Raw genomic sequence first — 16,800 nt, 5'->3', positions numbered from 1 at the left:
CCACCCGGGGTTCTGCAGCGACACTCGTCAGCTGATCGACAGGAAGGCCTGCTAAGGGCAGCACGCTGCCACGTTGACGGGTCCTCCAGGCTTATCTGGCCAACGAAATGGCAGGACTCCTCGCAGCAGTATCGCTTTATTTGCTGCGGCGGGAGTCGTGTGAACCTGTCCCGGCTCGGGGCAGGAGCCGCAGCGCACTTGCACTTGCTCTCGAATGATCAATTGCGCTGCGCAACCACCTGCCTCGCGGCCTTGAGAAGCGGCGGGCGTGCTATTTGTTCTAACGACGAAGAAAGATATCGATGAACATAGGAGACGCACAGCAGAGTGCAGGTTCTTCCCCGGCCACTTCTGAAGAGGGGGAGCAGGAAAGTTACCTCAGCGGCTTCGCCCGAGCCGTGGCGGATTTGGTCGAAGCCATGACAGGATATCGGACCCCGGCCTCCGCGCGCGCGCAGATCCTGGACAACTGGGTTGCCGAAGAGGGGCAGGGCGAAGCCGAGAATCGGCGACAGGGGCGCACACGAATTAGGGGTTCGGACAACACGGGCTCGCACTCGCTGGATTTGTCCTCCCTCTCCCTGACCGCTTTGCCCGCCGCCCTGCCGCCAAGATTGCTGGAACTGCGCGCCAGGCACAACGAACTAAGCAGCCTGCCCGCTAGCTTCCCCCCCGGTCTTCAGCATCTTCTCATTAGCCATAACCGGTTGACCAGTTTGCCGGACGCTCTTCCGGCGACCCTCTCTCGGCTGGAGGTGGCCGATAACAGCTTGACCAGTCTGCCGGCCAACCTTCCGGCTGGGCTCGAGATCCTGAACGCAAGCGACAACCGACTAACTAGCCTGCCGGACGCTCTCCCGAGCAGGCTCACCTCGCTCGCGGTTAGTGGCAATCAGCTGACCGACCTCCCCGACTCCCTCCCATCGGGGCTTATTGAACTCGATGTCAGCAGCAATCAATTGGCCAACCTCCCCGACCCCCTTCCGAGCACGCTCCAATCGCTCAATCTCAGCGGTAACCGGCTGACCGGCCTGCCTGAGGATCTTCTTGAGGGTCGTGTACCGAATCTTAGTCTCAGCTACCCGCATTTGGAGAACCTCGAGTTCGGGGATAACCCGCTGCCGGACGACGTCCTCGCTAATCTGGCGGCGGCTGAAGCGCCACCGCAGCTTGCGCAGCAATCTCTATATGAGGCTGCCGCGCACTGGCTCGCAGACGACCCGGCGACGCTGGCCGAATGGCAGCACTTTGCGGATGAGCCAGGCGCCCAGGACTACGCGCAGTTCCTGGAGAGGCTACGAGGGACCGTGAATTATGGCAATGACGAGTTTCGGCAGAGAGTGGCTGATGATCTGCGGCAGACGGCGGCCAATCCGAGATTGCGCGAGCAGTTTTTTGCACAGGCTTCCGACGCCAACGCGAGCTGCGAGGATCGAGTTACCTTGCACTGGAACGGTATGCAGACCGCGCGCCTCAACGCTGATGTCGAGGGCGGCGTCTATGACGATCGTCTTGGCGAACTGATCCAGCGCGGCCGTGTTGCGTTCCGCTTAGAGGCGCTCGACGAGATCGCGCGCGACAGGGTCAACTCGCTCCTCAGCCTCGACCCGAACATAGACGACGTCGAAGTCTACTTGGCCTATCAACATCGGCTGCGCGAGCCGCTGGAGCTCAGTCACGTCGCCCCTGACATGCGCTTCCTGGCGGTCTCTCACGTAAGCGAGGATGATGCGACGGAGGCGCTGGACCTGATCCGGGAGCGGGAAGCGAACCAATTCACCGACTACATGGCAACCCGCTGGCAACCTTGGGAGACGGTGCTGAGGCGCATCGCACCGGACGAACATGCAGCGATGCAGGACCGGCTCGTCGAAGCCATGGGCGAAGAGTTTCAGAGCCGTCTGGATCAGCGACTGGCCGAACATGGTCTGGTAGGCGATGTCGATGCCGAGCGGGTGCTCGGAGCCCAAGTCCGAAACCAAATCGCAGGCGAGATCAAAGGCGAGGTCATGAACCGGCTGCTCTCAGAGCGTGGCCTAGAACAATGAGACTTCCCAAGAGTGTCAATCGGCGTTGGCAACGCCGATTGACAGTTTCGAGCATTGACGAGCATGGCATCATGGGGTCGAAACAAGAACTGCGCGAAATCGTACGCTAATATAAGGCCGAACAGAGTGTAAGCATCACGCGGCGCGCAGGATTCGTGCGGGAAGTCGCAAAGGTCTGAAGCCCTCCGGTATTTTCTGTTCATCCTCCCAGGAATAGATGCCGGTGAGATGGCACTGTAAAGTTATCAGCGGATTGATGCAGCGATAGCTGGCGGGGACGGCTGTCAGGCTGCGGCGACACACGCGATTTTGCTCCAGATTTGCATGGCGGCGTTACGCAGGTCTTGATGTTGAGCCGATGACAGCGTATTGCGGGGAAAGTGGAACAGGTTGGCAATCGGATCATGGAAACGAACCGCTGAAGCTGGCGTGCCGACTTGAAGCGTTTCATGGTCCTTTCGCGTCGTCGGGTCGGCTGGTGCGAATTTTCCGCTCGATTATTTAGGCCTTTGTGCGACCGGTGTTCGACACCGGGCATGAGGTCGCGCCTGGCGGCATCATAGGACCGGAGCTTGTCGGTGATCATGACCCGTGGTGTCCGCCCTTGAGCCTTCAGCAACTTGCGCATCAGGCGCTTTGCCGCCTTGGCATTTCGGCGGCTTTGCACCAGCACTTCGAGGACGAAGCCGTCCTGATCGACGGCACGCCAGAGCCACTGCTTCTTGCCATTGATGGCCACCACACATTCGTCGAGATGCCATTTGTCGCCCAGGCAGCCGGCTGACCGTCGCTTGATCTCCCGGGCGAAATGCCGTCCGAATTTCTCCGCCCAGCTTCGAATGGTCTGATGCGTGACGATGATGCCGCGGGACGCCAGCATGTCCTCAACCATGCGCAGGCTGAGCGGAAAGCGAAAGTAGAGCCATACCGCGTGCGCAATGATCTCAGCGGGATAGCGGTGGCGACGATAAAGCGGATCACGAGCAACTTCTGACATGGCCCATGTACGCACATCTTCCTCAGCCGTCGGTTAACTTTACGGTGCCGCTGCAAGCCCATGAGCGAGGCTATGCCTTCGAGGCCTTCCTGAGGCGGTGCTTCGACATGGCGGGCCTGACGGCGCGTGAGCCGTTCCGCAACACCGGCGAGCAGATCGACGGCAGTTTCCTGCTCGGCGAGGAAACCTACCTCCTCGAGGCAAAATGGCATTCACAGCCGACGGGTGTCGCCGACCTCCATGTCTTCCACGGTAAGCTCGACCAGAAGGCCGCGTGGGCCCGCGGTCTATTCGTGAGCTACAACGGTTTCACGACCGAGGGCCTGGCGGCGTTCGGTTCGGGCAAGCGGCTCATCTGCATGGATGGCCGCGACATCTACGACGCACTCGATCGTCAGATCCCGCTGAAGGCGGTCCTCGAACGCAAAGTGCGCAGGGCTGCTGAAACGGGTCGCCCCTTCATCCCGGCGCGGGAACTTTTCGATCAACACGGGGGCAGCCGATGATCCTGACCGATAACGAAACCAAGGTCGATCTCCTCAACAACGAGGCGATCGCGACGACGATCATAAAGCTCCTGCGGGACCGGCCAGATCAACCGGTAACGATCGGCGTGCATGGCGATTGGGGTGCCGGCAAATCCAGTGTCCTCGAGATGATCGAGGCCGGCTTCGAAAAGGAATCCAAGGTCCTCTGCCTCAAATTCAACGGATGGCGCTTCCAGGGCTTCGAAGACGCCAAGATTGCGGTGATCGAGGGCATCGTCACGGGGTTGATCGAGAAGCGGCCCGCGCTGACGAGGGCGGGAGAAGCCGTAGAGGACGTCTTCCGACGCATCGACTGGCTCAAAGTTGCCAAAAAGGCGGGCGGCCTCGCCTTCACCTCCTTCACGGGGATCCCCACTCCCGATCAGATCACCGCGATCGTGGGCTGTCGTTTGGCACTTAAACGTAAGAATGCGGCCGCTTCTTTCTTGGTTGGCACTTAATTTGAGATTTTATGCGCCGATAATCTCAAATTAAGTGCAACTGCGAAGACGTCCGCGACTGACGTGCGCAGTCCAAGATCTCGTCTATAGCGCTGCCGAAGCGAGCTTTGTTCTCGCCCATCATATGGCTACGCAGCATGTGAAGCATCTCCGGCCCGGCGCGCTGGACGATGGCCACACCAGCTAAAAGAGCTGGCCTCAAGTGCAGCGGCAAGAGCGTACTTGCTCGCGACGGAAGTTTGCTTGTTTCCATCCTGAGAACGTCATCGAGATCAGGAATGATCACGCCGAGCACTCTATAGCCGGACCGTTCGTAATAAGCGGGGAAAGCCTTCGGAACGCGTCGCATCAGCAGGAGGCCGGCAATCTCGCTTGGTGCCATCCAGTTTTGCATACCGCGCTCGGCCTCGTCGTCGAGAAGCTGTTCTCCTATAAGGGCACTATTGTGATAGCGACTGAAGGGAGAGGGGCGGGCACCCCCGTCAGTGTTCTGAATGACGTTACCACAAAGCGGACAGGTGATGCGCCAGCCGAGAAACTGGCTACGAAGAACGGGCTGCAACTCGTTAGTGATCGGACTACAGCTGCAACATAATTGCCGGGGCTCGCTGGCAATCAGGCGCCGCGACGACCGCGCGATGTTCGAGAACGTCATGCGCAGGACCCTAGCGGGATCAGCAGAGAACATACGGGCGATGCGGGCAACCTGACTTTCGGTCATGTCTAGATCCGACGTGCGCAAAGATTGTACCTCGGGAAGGCAATGCTGAAGCATAGCCAAGGGAGGGACCTCATAGAACGCGGCATGCCGGATGATCCACGACGACAGAAGTTCATCGGGGTAGGGAGCCAGCCTTACCGGCAATTGCCGTGCGGATATTCCCATCTCATGCGAACGCTGCTTCGGCGTCAAATTCCGGCTCCCATTTCTCAATGGCTTCATCGGTAATCCGCTCTCTTCCGCTTTCGATTGCCTCGATAGCCAGTGAGTTGATTATGTGGAAGATGTTGGCAGTGATGCCCTCGGTGATCTGCAGTATCCGCCGCAATGATTTTGCGGTTAACACCGATGGGTGACGCAGTGGCGTGTTGCGCAGGATCAAGGCGACCAAGATTTCGAACGGCTCATTTGCAACCCAGCGGCTCAGCGTGAACTGTTCGAAGCGGCGCGCCAATTGTACATCGCCACCAATGGCCTCACGGGCGTCATTGACCCCGAAGCAGACGAGCGAGATCTGAAGGCGGTTGCTCAGAAAGCGCAATGTGTTGAGGACGATGCGTTGCTCGCGATATGTTCCAGCGAGAATGTTGTGCACCTCGTCGATTACCAGCACCTGCACGCCGATTGCTTCCATGATGCGTAACGCAGCTTGCTCCATTTGTGCGATATCGGCACGGGGCCGCTGTGGTGCTCCGAGGAGGGTCAGAAGTTCGGCATAAAACCGTCTCTCGCCAGGCCGGCTGGTCATCTCCATTGCGAGAACCGGCGTTTTCAGCCTGCCGGTGAGCGAATTGAAGCTTGGCGGATGCTGGTCACGGAAACGCTTCATGATCATTGTTTTGCCCATTCCACTGTCACCGTATATGGCGATGGAAGGCATTCGCGTCCCGCGTGGATGATCGACCAGGAGGTTGAGGCGATCGAGTACCTGCTTGGCACGCGGATAAACGAGCCAGCGACGTGATCTTATCTCGCGGATGCACTGTTTGTCTGCTTCACCGAGCAGTGCCGCGGCATTCGCAGTCAGGTGAGAGATTTCTGTGTTCATGCAAGCTCATTCTGTGTCCTCGAAAGCAACAGGTTTGCTGGAGTCGATCCCCCGAAGCGAGCCCCAACTGCCGTCATCCACTTTCGTTTTCGCGCTGGCAAGGCGGCCACGTCGCGCAGTCGCTGTTGCCTTGATCGCTGCATCCACCAGTTTGCGCTGCTCAATAGCTGTACCAACGATCGTGCGAATGTTCACCTCTCGTCGCCCTTTCGCCAGAAGCGCACGGCGCGCTGCCAAGGCTTCGTGCAGTGTTATCGAAGGCAAGGTAAGATCCGCGTAGCGGGCCTCCACGAAATTGCCCGATGGTCGCCGCACGAAGACACGAGACATGTCCCGAGGATCGTATTTGACGAGCAGCCGGCGATTTGCACTCCCGACATCGGCACTTAGGGCTGCCGACCAATAGCGCAGTCCAAAGAGATGGATCCCGGTTGGTTGCAGCGTGCGCTCCTGCTCGGGCAGGAATGTCAGCCAAAAACGCATGCGATCCTTGGGCAATCGGAGTGGAATTTCACCCTCGTGCTCGCGCCAGACCGCGATTGGCGGGCGGCCCAAAGTGCCGTGGATCGACTGATGGTAGTTACCGACAATGTCGAGGGCGATGTATCGCTCAAGTTCGCGCAATATCAGCGCCGAATGCCGCTTTGAATCGTATTCGCCAAGCTCCTGGGCATTGCTGAAGGTCGTGCCGGGTAGTAAGTGGAGTTTTCCCATCTGGGTGCCGATCAACCGTTCGATATGGCCACCAAAGCGCGGTTCGCCGGGTGGGCGCCAGTTGATCGCTATGCCGGCATCCTCACACCCCCTCTGGAAAGCACGACTCCTAAAGTCGCTGCCGTTATCGACATGCAATGTCTCAGGCAGACCGGCAACCGGCCACGGTTCGATGATCTCGCGCTCTCGCGTAACCAAGGCGATTTGTCAAAGACGGAGTGTAGCAAGCATAAACTGGTCGAGAGCCGGGAAGGGGCTTCCATCGTGAGGTAGAACCCGGTCACCATCCGGCTGCAAACGTACATCGCAAGAGTTAGCCACGGTCTCCCGATAGGCAGGCGAGTTTCCTCGTCGACGACAAAGATATCTGCTTTGGTATGATCGACTTGGACAATCTGGAGTGGACGTGAGGCAGCGAGCGCTCCTGGAACAGCTGTTGTCCGCTTCACGACTTCGGCTTCGCCCCGTCGTTTGGCGCGCTTCTGAAGGTCGATGTCCTCGAGACGTGCTTCGATCGTCCGGCGATGTGGCGGCTTGAGCCCGGCTGAGACGCAGTTCGTCTGTATATCCCGAACTAATTGAGAAACGCCCGGGCGGTTCTTATTCAGGTAGCATCGTTTGATGCTGATGCGGATGATTTCCTCTCGCCTGTTGTCGAGCATCCTGCGGCCGTCAGGCCGGCCGGGTTTGCGCTCCACCAGCGACATCACCGTTCCTCCAGCTCGAAATAGCTTGATGAGGCGGAATGCAGTTGCCCGACTGACGTCTAGTTCGGCAGCTAGCAGCGCCATATCCCCCGCTATTACCTTGCCAGACTGACGTATCAGAAATCCTCGGATGGCCTCGGCTCGTCGACACGCCTCATCCCAAAGCACTTCGTCAACCTCGTTGGGAAATGGATCATTCATTGCAGAAACACCGTCGACTTCGCCGACGACTGAATCTCACAATAAGTGCCAAAATCCAAGGGAAAATCTCAAATTAAGTGCTAAGTCTCAAATTAAGTGCCACGCTATCTTGTTGAAACCGTTGTGGGCAGAATCTTACGATTAAATGCAAAACGACAACGGCTACCGATGTTCTCCGAGCTATATCGAATTGGGATTCGATGCGTCGAAGGGTGAGCATCGGTATGCCATCGAATGGACTCCGAGCGAGATCCGATGGCTGGTGAAGGTCGCGTCCCCACCAGTGGTGTAGCTGGGCTGTAGCCAAGCCGCTCGCGAGCGCGCCCTCGATTGCGCCGTAGCGAGCGAGCGGCGTAGCGGTGGTCATCGAAGTTCCCCGGTAGGGTCGGGTTTGCTGACACCAACCTGATTCGAAGGAACCATCGATGACCGACGACATGATGAGCCTGCGCGCGCTCGTGGAGAAGACCCCGGATTGCGATCTCCTGCGCGAGATGATCGGCTTCGCCGCCGAGCGCCTGATGGAGCTTGAGGTGGGGGCCGCCACCGGCGCCGCCTTTGGCGAGAAGACCCCGCTGCGGCTGGCCCAGCGCAACGGCTACCGCGAGCGCGACTGGGAGACGCGGGCCGGCACGGTCGAGCTGCGCATTCCGAAGCTCCGGAAAGGCTCCTACTTCCCCTCGTTCCTGGAGCCGCGGCGCATGGCCGAGAAGGCGCTGACGGCGGTCATCCAGGAAGCCTATGTGCAGGGCATCTCGACCCGCTCGGTCGACGACCTGGTTAAGGCCATGGGCATGAGCGGTATTTCGAAGAGCCAGGTCAGCCGGCTGTGCGAGGAGATCGACGGCAAGGTCAAAGCGTTCCTCGAAAGACCGATCGAAGGCGACTGGCCGTATCTGTGGATCGATGCCACTTACCTGAAGGTCCGCCGTGGCGGCCGCATCGTTTCCGTTGCCGTCATCATCGCCGTTGGCGTCAACACCGATGGCCGGCGCGAGGTTCTGGGCATGGAAGTTGGCACATCCGAAGCCGAGCCGATCTGGACGGAGTTCCTGCGCAGGCTTACGCGCCGAGGTTTGCGCGGCGTGAAGCTCGTCGTCTCCGACGCCCATGAGGGACTCAAGGCTGCCGTTACCAGGGTTCTCAGCGCCACCTGGCAACGATGCCGGGTGGGGCTGTTGAAGAAGTGCTATGTATCTGATTCAATTGAGCAGTCGTTGATTCTCTGGAGCCTCCACGATGCTCGGCCGTAAGGAACGCGATCAGCTTGAACTGTACATGTGCGGCTCGCTTCGGGATCTGGTCCCTGACGATCACGTATTGGTAAAGGTCGATCGAGTTCTCGACCTCTCCTGGCTACACGAGGAGGTGGCTGAGCTTTATGCGGCGGGCTTCGGCCGACCCGGCATCGACCCGGAAGTAGCAGTCCGGCTGATGCTTGCAGGCTTTCTTCTCGGAATTGTCCATGACCGTCGGCTGATGCGCGAGGCTCAGGTAAACATCGCTATTCGCTGGTTTATCGGCTTCGGTCTGCACGAAGCTCTCCCGGACCATTCGTCGTTGACCCGTATCCGTCAGCGCTGGGGTGCAGAACGTTTCCGAACTATCTTTGAGCGGACGGTAAAGGTCTGCGTAGCGGCCAAAGTCGCCAAGGGTGAGGTCGTTCATGTCGACGCCTCACTCATTCGGGCCGACGTCAGTTGGGAAAGTCTTGCGGTCCGCCATATAGATGCGGTCACCGACGCCAACGAAGCCGCTGAGAGCGAACGAAAAAGCCGCAAAACAGGCAAATACAAGAAAGTCTGCGTCACCGACCCTGACGCGTCCATGGCGACCAACGGGCGTAATCGGAGACTGGAGCCGGCCTACAAGCAACATGCCGTGGTGGATGATGCTTGCGGCGTAATTTTAGATGTGGAGGTCACCACAGGCGAGATTAATGAGGGGCAAGTCATACTCAGTCGTCTCGACGCGGTCGCCGCGATGACCGGCACGATAATCAAAACGGCAACGGCCGACGCCGGCTATGCGTATGCTAAGGTGTTCGCAGGAATGGAGCAACGCGCGATCGAAGCGGTTATTCCGGCAAAGGCAGAGCCAATCCGTAGCCCTGTGCCTATGCGCCGCTTTCGTTATGACGCCAAGCACGACACCCTTAAATGTCCGCGTGGCAAGATGCTGAAGGCGGGCCGTGCCGTTAAACATGGGCGCTTCTTTACATCTCGCGCGGCCGACTGTCGGCACTGCGATCTGGCGCGACTTTGCCTTTCCAATGGCCGTGTGAACAAGGCGGTAGTGCTCGGCGATGACTATCCGGCACTCCTGCGAGCTCGTCGCCGAAGAGAACGATGGTCGGACGAGGACCGAGCTTTGTACCAGCGTCACCGCTGGCGCTCAGAGGGATATCACGGCGAAGCGAAGACTTGGCACGGGCTATCGAGAGCGATCCGGCGCGGCCTCATAAATATGAAAATCCAAGCCTATCTGACGGCTGCGGCAGTCAACTTGAAACGACTGGCGAGTGCTTTTCTGTCAATTTTGCTGTTCGTGTACAGCCAAGAAGCTACCAGTTCAGCCCGACATCCCTTCAGGCAAAGGAAAGTTTTTGGAATTGGCTTGTCGGTGGCTTCCGCATAGCTCCGCCGACGATTGGTTCTTCAACAGCCCCCGGGTTCATTTCATGCGCAATGTGCTGGCGCATGCCGGCAAGAGCGGCCGCCGTGTCGTCTCCGCCTTCATCGCCACCGCCTTCGCCCAGGAGACGCCGCAAGCCGCGAGCACACAATGGCGCGCCGTCGCCGATCAGATCCGGCCGAAGGTGCCCAAGCTCGCCGCCATCATGGATGACGCCGAGCCCGACGTGCTGGCCTACATGACCTTCCCCAGAGAGCATCGCGCCAAGCTGCACTCGACAAATCCGATCGAGCGGCTCAACGGTGAGATCAAGCGGCGGACCGAGGTCGTCGGCATCTTCCCCAACGATGACGCCATTCTCCGCCTCGTCGGCGCGCTCCTGCTCGAGCAAAACGACGAATGGGCCGTCCAGCGCGCCAGATACATGACTCTGGAAACCATCAGCCAGATGAGCGATGATCCGCTCATCAGCCTGCCCGCCGTGGCGCGCTGATCATCCCGGCCTATGCCGGAGAGCACGGCGACCAATGCCGTCTGCTACACCACCTCACGGGACACGATCGACAACTCGGCCCGGCGCCATATTTCGCGCAGCGAGACGGGTTACGACCTCTGTACCACGTGCGACATCGAGCACCGCTTCTCCTGATTTTGGCTGCGCACGAGCAATGAGGTCCGCGGCCCATAGGGAAGTTATCGCGGGCACGAGATTGCGCTCGTACAACTCGGCCGCGCTCCCATCGAGTTGCCAATGTTCCTCGCCGTCTGCCGTTACGACTCTCCACGGGTGGATGACCGCCCAACATGCTGGGAAATGCCTAAAGTACCGCGCGGGCCGGAGGCTGGCTGGGCCGACGACGCGGCGCACTTACGCGGGGCGCATCCGCGAGCTGATTGCAGGCTATTCGACCTTGGAAGCGATCGCTACGGCGCTGCCGAAGGTGCGCGACGCGCTTGTGCATGAATTTGCAGGTTTTGAGCGCAAGCTGCGGGCCATCGCCCGCCAGGACGACAACGCACGGCGGCTGATGACGACGCCAGGCGTTGGCGTCCTGGTGGCGCTGACGTTTGTGGCGGCCGTCGACGCGCCGGAGCGATTCCGCTCGTCACGCGCGGTGGGGCCGCACTTCGGATTGACGCCGAAGAAATATCAATCGGGCGAGACCGATCATAGCGGTCGCATTTCGAAGATCGGCGATGGGAGCTTGCGCACCGGGCTCTACGAGGCGGCCAACGTGATCCTGACGCGACCGGTCAAAGGTTCCGATCTGAAGGGCTGGGCGTTGGCGGTCGCCAGACGTGCCGGTCCCAGAAAGGCGCGTGTCGCGCTGGCCCGCAAGCTGGCGGTGGTGTTGCATTGCATGCTCAGGGACAGAACCAACTTCGTTCCTCGTAAGGTAGCGCCAGCCCTGACGGCTTGATGGCAGGAGACGACAAGACAGGCTTTCGGACGGGCACAGCCATCAGCCCTCCGCAGCAAGGTCCCTTCGCCGGGACGATGGATGGGTTAGGCCGCTATGCGATCAGCAGCACGCGGTGACTGCGCCTCTAAAGATTGGCCAACCGGTCCTCAGCAGACCCCATAGAGCAGCGGCTTGAGCTCCGACTGCGGACAGAAGCAAGCACTCGGCGAGGGATTAAGCTCACAAGGGATTGACGCAAAGCCCGTTACAGAAGATTGCATAATGTATCGAGTGGAATGCCCTGAACGGTAAAGGCTAGGCGCGGTTTTTGGCGGCGACAATCGCCTCTGCCTGTATCACACAGAGCTCGATTTCTTATTTCGTCATGCCATTGGCTGCATTGGCGAAGCGTTCGACCAAGGCGGGCCAGATGCGGATCATGCGAAGTGCCGACGGTCAATCCTAAGAGCCAGTTAGGCGAAGTCCCCAAAGCATCGGCGATTCTCACAAGCGTGGCCAAGTCTGGCTCTCTGCGCGGAAGCGGGAAAAAGCTGGGGGTTAGTATGCGAGGTCGAGCTGTTTGAGACGGCCGTCCGCGACGGCGGCTCGGACTTGAAGAACCCGATGAGCGCCGATCGGGTCCAACGCATTTGCCGCTTCTGGTCCAACGCATTTGCCGCTTCTTATTCATACAGGCATTGACGAGGCTGTTGGCGGCACTTTCGGCCGGTGAACTGGATATCGGCTGACCGGACCAGTATCGCCGACAGTAGTTGACGATCGAAGCTGCGTTCTGCCCCAGGTAGGTGCCAAGATTGTTGATCAGCTCGTATATTCGTCTGATTGCGCGCGCATCGCTGCGCGAACGATATCGTGTTTGCCGGTAGCGATATTCGGCGCACCGGCAAACTGACGCGGTGCTCAGCCTTGCGCAACAACGCGTCCCATCGCGATCTCGAATGCCGGCTTTGATAGCCGGGAACCGCGCGAATATAGGCGTTATCAATGAAAACGGAAATGGGAGACTTGCCGGCGCGACTGATACGATAGGGGCCTGCGACGTCCCACTTTTCGATCTGATCGGCAACCGATGATTATGAGGCCGCGTTGCCGGCACAAGGATATCAAGTACACGGGCTGCTTCTCGAAATTGGATCTCCTTGGCCCCTTCCAGGGAGAGGCCAAAATCGTTGAGACGGGCCCCATCGAGAGACCGGCCGACGTTGGCAGTTTCGCAACGCTGCGACACGCCGTCAATGCCAACAAGGTCGACCGAGATAAGTGCGACGCCAACGGATGTCCTTCAGAAAAGGCACCTGCTTACCCGAAATTTCTTACCCCCACCTTTTTCCCGCTCCCATGCGCTCAGTCCCTTGGTTGCCACGGCGTCGGCATTGCGGAAAAGTTGCGAGCTCCGGCAACCTACTACCGGGAGCCTATGGAACATGGGAAACATAGCGCGCATTATTGCCAGCGATTGCATGGAGGCTGGCCCGCGCTTTAGCGCCTGCCTCCCCATGCGAAGGAGGACCGCATGTCTTCCAGAAATCCAGATCAATATCTAGACTCCGAAGACATCAGCCTTTTGGTGGAAATACTAAAAGCCGCTGGTTATTCCGAAGCAAAAGAGAAAGATGAACGCGGCGAAAAGCTTGCTGCGGCGCGTTTCCTGACGGATGCTATTCAGCGGGGCGTCCTGACCAAGGCGCAACTGACCGCCGCTCTTCGTAAGCGAGGCGACGCGCCAGGCGGACAAAATCAGACTCCTGCCCAAACCAAAACGGAAGCCATCAATCGGTGGGAGAATGAAGGTGGCGCAATCGCACGGTCACCTTTTGAGCATTCCTCGAAGCCCGATATGGCGCGCACCCCGCTTTCTTCATAGGAGGTGTCAGTGCACGTACCGCCCAAACTCCCAATCCAACATCTTGGTCCCCACGATCTTGCTTTGATACGAAGGGTCTTCGAAACGGCCCGCGCCAAGGCTCGCATTCCACGTCTCAGTAGACACGCCGACCGACTAGCAAGCTTCATCGCCGATGAGTATCGGTTTGGGAACACGGATGAAGCCTCCCTTCTCGAATGCGCTCTGTGGTTCGGTACCGCCCGCATTCCATCAGCACTAGGGGAAGCTTCGATCGCCGACACCCAAGTTGCAGCGACACGACATGGCAGAGATCGGGCAGGCCTGCGGAAAACCGGCGTGCCCAAAAGCCAAGGCTAGATACGCGCTCGAACATGCGCCACCGCCCCACCCAGCTAGCGGCCGGATTGGCGATACCGCCGCTTAGGACGCTGCGATCGAGCTTTACCACGCAGGTGAAGAGAATGTTCAAAGTCTTTATAGCGAGGGCGAACATCGAGAAGTTCAATGAGCTGATTTCGAAGGAGAACGATCCTGAGAAGAAAGCTTTACTCAAGGAATTGTTGACACGGGAAGAAGACAAATTGGCTGCAGCCCTTATTGCAATTTCGCAAACCGGGACCGCTGATGAGGCCTAAGCTACCTGCTCTGGAGATCCGGGCGCGCTCCTGTGCATACGTTAGAACAGTGTCTTTCCCTCGCGGCTGCAATCGTGCATTGTTCGCACCGAGAGGAGGCACTCATGTCTTACGATTGGGAAGGAGGCCGACGGCAGCGGTATAAGAGTGCACGGCTCTGGCTTTTAATTGCCTTGACAGCTTGGCTGATTGCCCTCGCCTTAGCGCCATAGGCTGCATTTTTCACGGCATGGAGTTGTATCGTTCATCCATGAACTAGCTCCTCATTCCTGCTGGTTGGCGGCTGAGTCTCCTGTTCAGCCCTTCCCAATGATCACGAACACGATCCGCCTGATGACCTCGGCGAAGCTTACCCAGAGCGCCATAGCTGCAATGCCAGTAACACCAAGCGCACCGATTCCCATCAGCTTCCACCGTTTCACGTCATCGGTCACCGGCTTCATCTCCGCGACGTTGGCGTCGAAACTTCGGGCGGCCCGCTTTCGCAGTAACGTCTTGAGTTTGGAGAAGGGCATTTCGATCGGGTTGAGATCGGGTGAATAGGGCGGCAGGAACAAATGCCACGCGCCCTGCGCTTTGACCAGTTCCTCGGCTCGTTCGCTTTTATTTCGGGGCGAGTTGCGTTTCGATCCAAGAGCGATAACAAATCCGATAATCGTCGCGCGTAGGCGGGTATTCAGCAAAATTGCCTCAGGATAGCTTTACATAACGATTTCTCGCTCGCGATCTCCCAGATCGGAACGGCTCCCAACGCGATCACTGCTCTCCCTTGATGCTGGTCAAACGGGATGATTGGTGAGGTGATAGGATGTTTCATGGATGTCCGGCAGATTAATCCGGTTGGGAGGACTCGCGATGCCCGAATACAGGGTTTCGGCACAACGGATCGATCCCAGGAAAAGTGTGGCGCGCGGCGATCAGGCAGGGAACCGGCCTTTCCCGCCCTACCGGCGCCTTAAATCGGGCCGAGCTGCTGCTCGCGCCAACCGCGACCTGGATGATCAAGGGGATCGAACGTGTCATGCCCATCCTCGCTTCCTCTCTCGATGGTGTCGACGTGATCCTGCATGCCGTTCGACAAGACGAACCGCCGGGTATCGTCTCCGTCGATTACGAACTCGCGGTCGATACCGATGAAACGGACCAGCGTCTTGAACTGCTGCACAAGAATGTACGTAAATGCGGCACGATCTCGAAGAACGTCGCTCTCACCGCCCGCCTCGATGGCGTCATCCGGAGAAAGTCATGAGGAGTCTTCAGCGCGAAACTCATCTCGTGTCCCGGATCGGATGGCTGCGGGCCGCAGTCCTCGGAGCGAATGACGGCATCGTCTCGACGGCGAGCCTGATCGTCGGCGTTGCCGCGTCGGCGGCGGGAAGTTCCGAGATCCTGATCGCCGGTGTTGCCGGGCTGGTGGCCGGTGCGATGTCGATGGCGGCGGGGGAATATGTTTCGGTCAGCTCGCAGGCGGATACCGAGCAGGCCGACCTCGCACGCGAACGGCGGGAGCTCGAGAGCCAGCCCGATGCGGAGCGTGAGGAACTGGCGCAGCTTTATGCCAAGCGCGGGGTCGATATCGCCTTGGCCCGACGCGTCGCCGAGAAATTGATGCAGAAGGACGCGCTCGAAGCGCATGCACGCGACGAGCTCGGCATTTCCGAAATTTCCACCGCAAGACCGATCGTTGCCGCCCTGACGTCGGCTCTGACTTTTGCTGTCGGTGCGATGATGCCACTCGCCATGGTGTGGCTGGCGCCGGCGAACCAGCTCGTGCTGCTCGTCTCTGCAGCGTCGCTGCTGTTCCTCTCCCTGCTCGGTGCAATCGGTGCCAAGGCTGGTGGAGCGAACGTGCTGAAAGCCACGATCCGTGTCACCTTCTGGGGTGCCTTTGCCATGGCGCTGACGGCAGGCATAGGCGCCTTGGTCGGAACCGCCGTCTAGACGCGCTGCGGACAGATTAAGTGCTTCGGTGTGGGCCCACACCGGCAACAAGGATCGGCAGGTGCCGGTCGCATTGGAGACAGACAATGACCTACACGCTCGACAAAACGACCAACGACATGCCCTTCGACGAGGTGGTGGCGGCAACAAAGACGGCTCTCTTGGCCAAGGGGTTCGGTGTGCTGACTGAAATCGACGTCCGAGCGACGATGAAGAAGAAGCTCGACATCGATGTTGCGGACTATCTCATTCTGGGAGCGTGCAACCCGAAGATGGCTCTCGAGGCTATGAAGATCGAACCAAAGGTCGGCGCCATGCTGCCCTGCAATGTGATTGTACGATCGCTGGGAAGTGGCACAATCATGGTCAGCGCCATCGATCCCGTTGCCTCCATGCAGGCGATCGACAACCAGGAACTCAAGAAGGTCGCCGGGCAGGTTCGGTCTCTTCTTGAAGAGGCGGTCGCAAGCATCTGAGGAGGTTGGTTATTAACGCGGCCGCAGGTGCCGTACCGGATGATTGTCTCGGGGAAAGGGGGCGGGCCGAAGCTGGCTGCGGCGCGCTTCCTGAACGATGCTATTCAGCGGAGCGTCTTGACCAGGGCGCAGCTAACCGCCGCTCTTCGTAAACGAGGCGACGCGCCAGGCGGACAAAATCAGACTTCAGCACAAACAAAAATGCAAAACATCAATCGATGGGAGAATGAAGGCGGCGCAATCGCACGCCAACCGCCCAAATGCAGTCCAACATCTTGGTCCGCGTGATCTCGCTTTAATACGGAGGGACTTCGAAGCGGCCTGCTCCAAAACTCGCACTCCCCGTCGCAATCGAGACGCCGACCGACTAGCAAAGTTCATCACTGATGAATTCCGGTTCGGAACAAGGATGAAGCCGCT

General features: G+C 59.0%; 12 protein-coding genes and 8 pseudogenes. 13 read left to right on the top strand and 7 right to left on the bottom strand.

What is annotated here, in order from left to right:
* The first annotated feature begins 302 nt into the window (after positions 1-302).
* Positions 303-2,048, top strand: coding sequence for a T3SS effector NEL-type E3 ubiquitin ligase NopM (gene nopM / locus USDA257_RS32205; protein WP_014330979.1), 1,746 nt, complete (start codon positions 303-305; stop codon positions 2,046-2,048).
* Between the two features lie 199 nt (positions 2,049-2,247).
* On the opposite strand, the pseudogene USDA257_RS32200 reads toward nopM, so the two are convergent.
* Positions 2,248-3,045 (bottom strand): annotated as a pseudogene (locus tag USDA257_RS32200) (IS6 family transposase).
* 5 nt (positions 3,046-3,050) lie between these two features.
* Between USDA257_RS32200 and USDA257_RS32195 the strand changes: the two are divergent.
* Together USDA257_RS32195 and USDA257_RS32190 are read left to right on the top strand one after the other, a co-directional pair.
* Positions 3,051-3,551 carry a restriction endonuclease gene (locus USDA257_RS32195; RefSeq protein WP_015633373.1) on the top strand — a complete coding sequence of 167 codons (501 nt, stop codon included), beginning with the start codon at positions 3,051-3,053 and terminating at the stop codon, positions 3,549-3,551.
* Positions 3,548-3,976 (top strand): annotated as a pseudogene (locus tag USDA257_RS32190) (KAP family P-loop NTPase fold protein); the annotation flags it as partial. The gene USDA257_RS32195 and the pseudogene USDA257_RS32190, both read left to right, overlap by 4 nt.
* An 82-nt stretch (positions 3,977-4,058) precedes the next feature.
* Here the strand turns inward: USDA257_RS32190 and USDA257_RS35140 are convergent.
* The 3 genes from USDA257_RS35140 to USDA257_RS38185 are packed head-to-tail and all read right to left on the bottom strand — an operon-like array spanning position 4,059 to position 6,714.
* Positions 4,059-4,919, bottom strand: a complete 861-nt coding sequence (locus USDA257_RS35140; protein WP_080582764.1) for a TniQ family protein — start codon at positions 4,917-4,919, stop codon at positions 4,059-4,061.
* 1 nt (position 4,920) lies between these two features.
* Positions 4,921-5,802, bottom strand: a complete 882-nt coding sequence (locus tag USDA257_RS32180) for a TniB family NTP-binding protein (protein WP_014857716.1) — start codon at positions 5,800-5,802, stop codon at positions 4,921-4,923.
* Between the two features lie 6 nt (positions 5,803-5,808).
* Complete coding sequence (locus tag USDA257_RS38185) at positions 5,809-6,714, bottom strand: Mu transposase C-terminal domain-containing protein (protein ID WP_015633574.1); 906 nt, start codon at positions 6,712-6,714, stop codon at positions 5,809-5,811.
* Positions 6,715-7,569: 855 nt separating this feature from the next.
* Here USDA257_RS38185 and USDA257_RS36470 point away from each other — a divergent pair.
* The 5 genes and pseudogenes from USDA257_RS36470 to USDA257_RS38920 all read left to right on the top strand — a co-directional run.
* Positions 7,570-7,716, top strand: a complete 147-nt coding sequence (locus tag USDA257_RS36470; protein WP_015633573.1) for a family 16 glycosylhydrolase — start codon at positions 7,570-7,572, stop codon at positions 7,714-7,716.
* Positions 7,717-7,849: 133 nt separating this feature from the next.
* Positions 7,850-8,608: pseudogene (locus tag USDA257_RS32165) on the top strand (IS256 family transposase); the annotation flags it as partial.
* A 55-nt stretch (positions 8,609-8,663) separates the two neighbouring features.
* Positions 8,664-10,061, top strand: coding sequence for an IS1182 family transposase (locus USDA257_RS32160; protein ID WP_014328799.1), 1,398 nt, complete (start codon positions 8,664-8,666; stop codon positions 10,059-10,061).
* A gap of 31 nt (positions 10,062-10,092) precedes the next feature.
* Positions 10,093-10,551, top strand: a pseudogene (locus USDA257_RS35760) (IS256 family transposase); the annotation flags it as partial.
* A gap of 355 nt (positions 10,552-10,906) precedes the next feature.
* Positions 10,907-11,479, top strand: a pseudogene (locus USDA257_RS38920) (transposase); the annotation flags it as partial.
* Positions 11,480-12,019: 540 nt separating this feature from the next.
* On the opposite strand, the pseudogene USDA257_RS35125 reads toward USDA257_RS38920, so the two are convergent.
* Positions 12,020-12,740: pseudogene (locus USDA257_RS35125) on the bottom strand (hypothetical protein).
* A gap of 255 nt (positions 12,741-12,995) precedes the next feature.
* On the opposite strand from USDA257_RS35125, the gene USDA257_RS35115 reads away from it, so the two are divergent.
* Both USDA257_RS35115 and USDA257_RS37305 read left to right on the top strand, forming a co-directional pair.
* Entirely contained in the window at positions 12,996-13,346 is a 351-nt protein-coding gene (locus USDA257_RS35115; RefSeq protein ID WP_014857707.1) for a hypothetical protein, read from the top strand.
* Between the two features lie 443 nt (positions 13,347-13,789).
* Complete coding sequence (locus tag USDA257_RS37305; protein WP_014857706.1) at positions 13,790-13,963, top strand: hypothetical protein; 174 nt, start codon at positions 13,790-13,792, stop codon at positions 13,961-13,963.
* A 296-nt stretch (positions 13,964-14,259) separates the two neighbouring features.
* Here the strand turns inward: USDA257_RS37305 and USDA257_RS38340 are convergent.
* Both USDA257_RS38340 and USDA257_RS38335 read right to left on the bottom strand, forming a co-directional pair.
* Positions 14,260-14,415, bottom strand: a pseudogene (locus tag USDA257_RS38340) (DUF1515 family protein); the annotation flags it as partial.
* Between the two features lie 6 nt (positions 14,416-14,421).
* A pseudogene (locus USDA257_RS38335) lies at positions 14,422-14,568 on the bottom strand (transposase); the annotation flags it as partial.
* A 416-nt stretch (positions 14,569-14,984) separates the two neighbouring features.
* Here USDA257_RS38335 and USDA257_RS38655 point away from each other — a divergent pair.
* The 3 genes from USDA257_RS38655 to USDA257_RS32120 all read left to right on the top strand — a co-directional run bounded on the left by USDA257_RS38655 (position 14,985) and on the right by USDA257_RS32120 (position 16,380).
* Positions 14,985-15,212, top strand: a complete 228-nt coding sequence (locus tag USDA257_RS38655; protein WP_015633570.1) for a hypothetical protein — start codon at positions 14,985-14,987, stop codon at positions 15,210-15,212.
* A complete protein-coding gene (locus USDA257_RS32125) occupies positions 15,209-15,904 on the top strand; it encodes a VIT1/CCC1 transporter family protein (protein WP_015633569.1) in 696 nt (231 codons plus the stop codon). The genes USDA257_RS38655 and USDA257_RS32125 overlap by 4 nt, the downstream gene beginning before the upstream one ends.
* 86 nt (positions 15,905-15,990) lie before the next feature.
* Positions 15,991-16,380, top strand: a complete 390-nt coding sequence (locus USDA257_RS32120; protein ID WP_015633568.1) for a DUF302 domain-containing protein — start codon at positions 15,991-15,993, stop codon at positions 16,378-16,380.
* Positions 16,381-16,800: the final 420 nt, after the last annotated feature.

The organism is Sinorhizobium fredii USDA 257, from assembly GCF_000265205.3.
In the GTDB taxonomy this organism is placed as follows: Bacteria; Pseudomonadota; Alphaproteobacteria; order Rhizobiales; family Rhizobiaceae; genus Sinorhizobium; species Sinorhizobium fredii_B.
The sequence above is the reverse complement of the archived record's forward strand: the minus strand, read 5'-3'. Positions and strand labels throughout refer to the sequence as shown.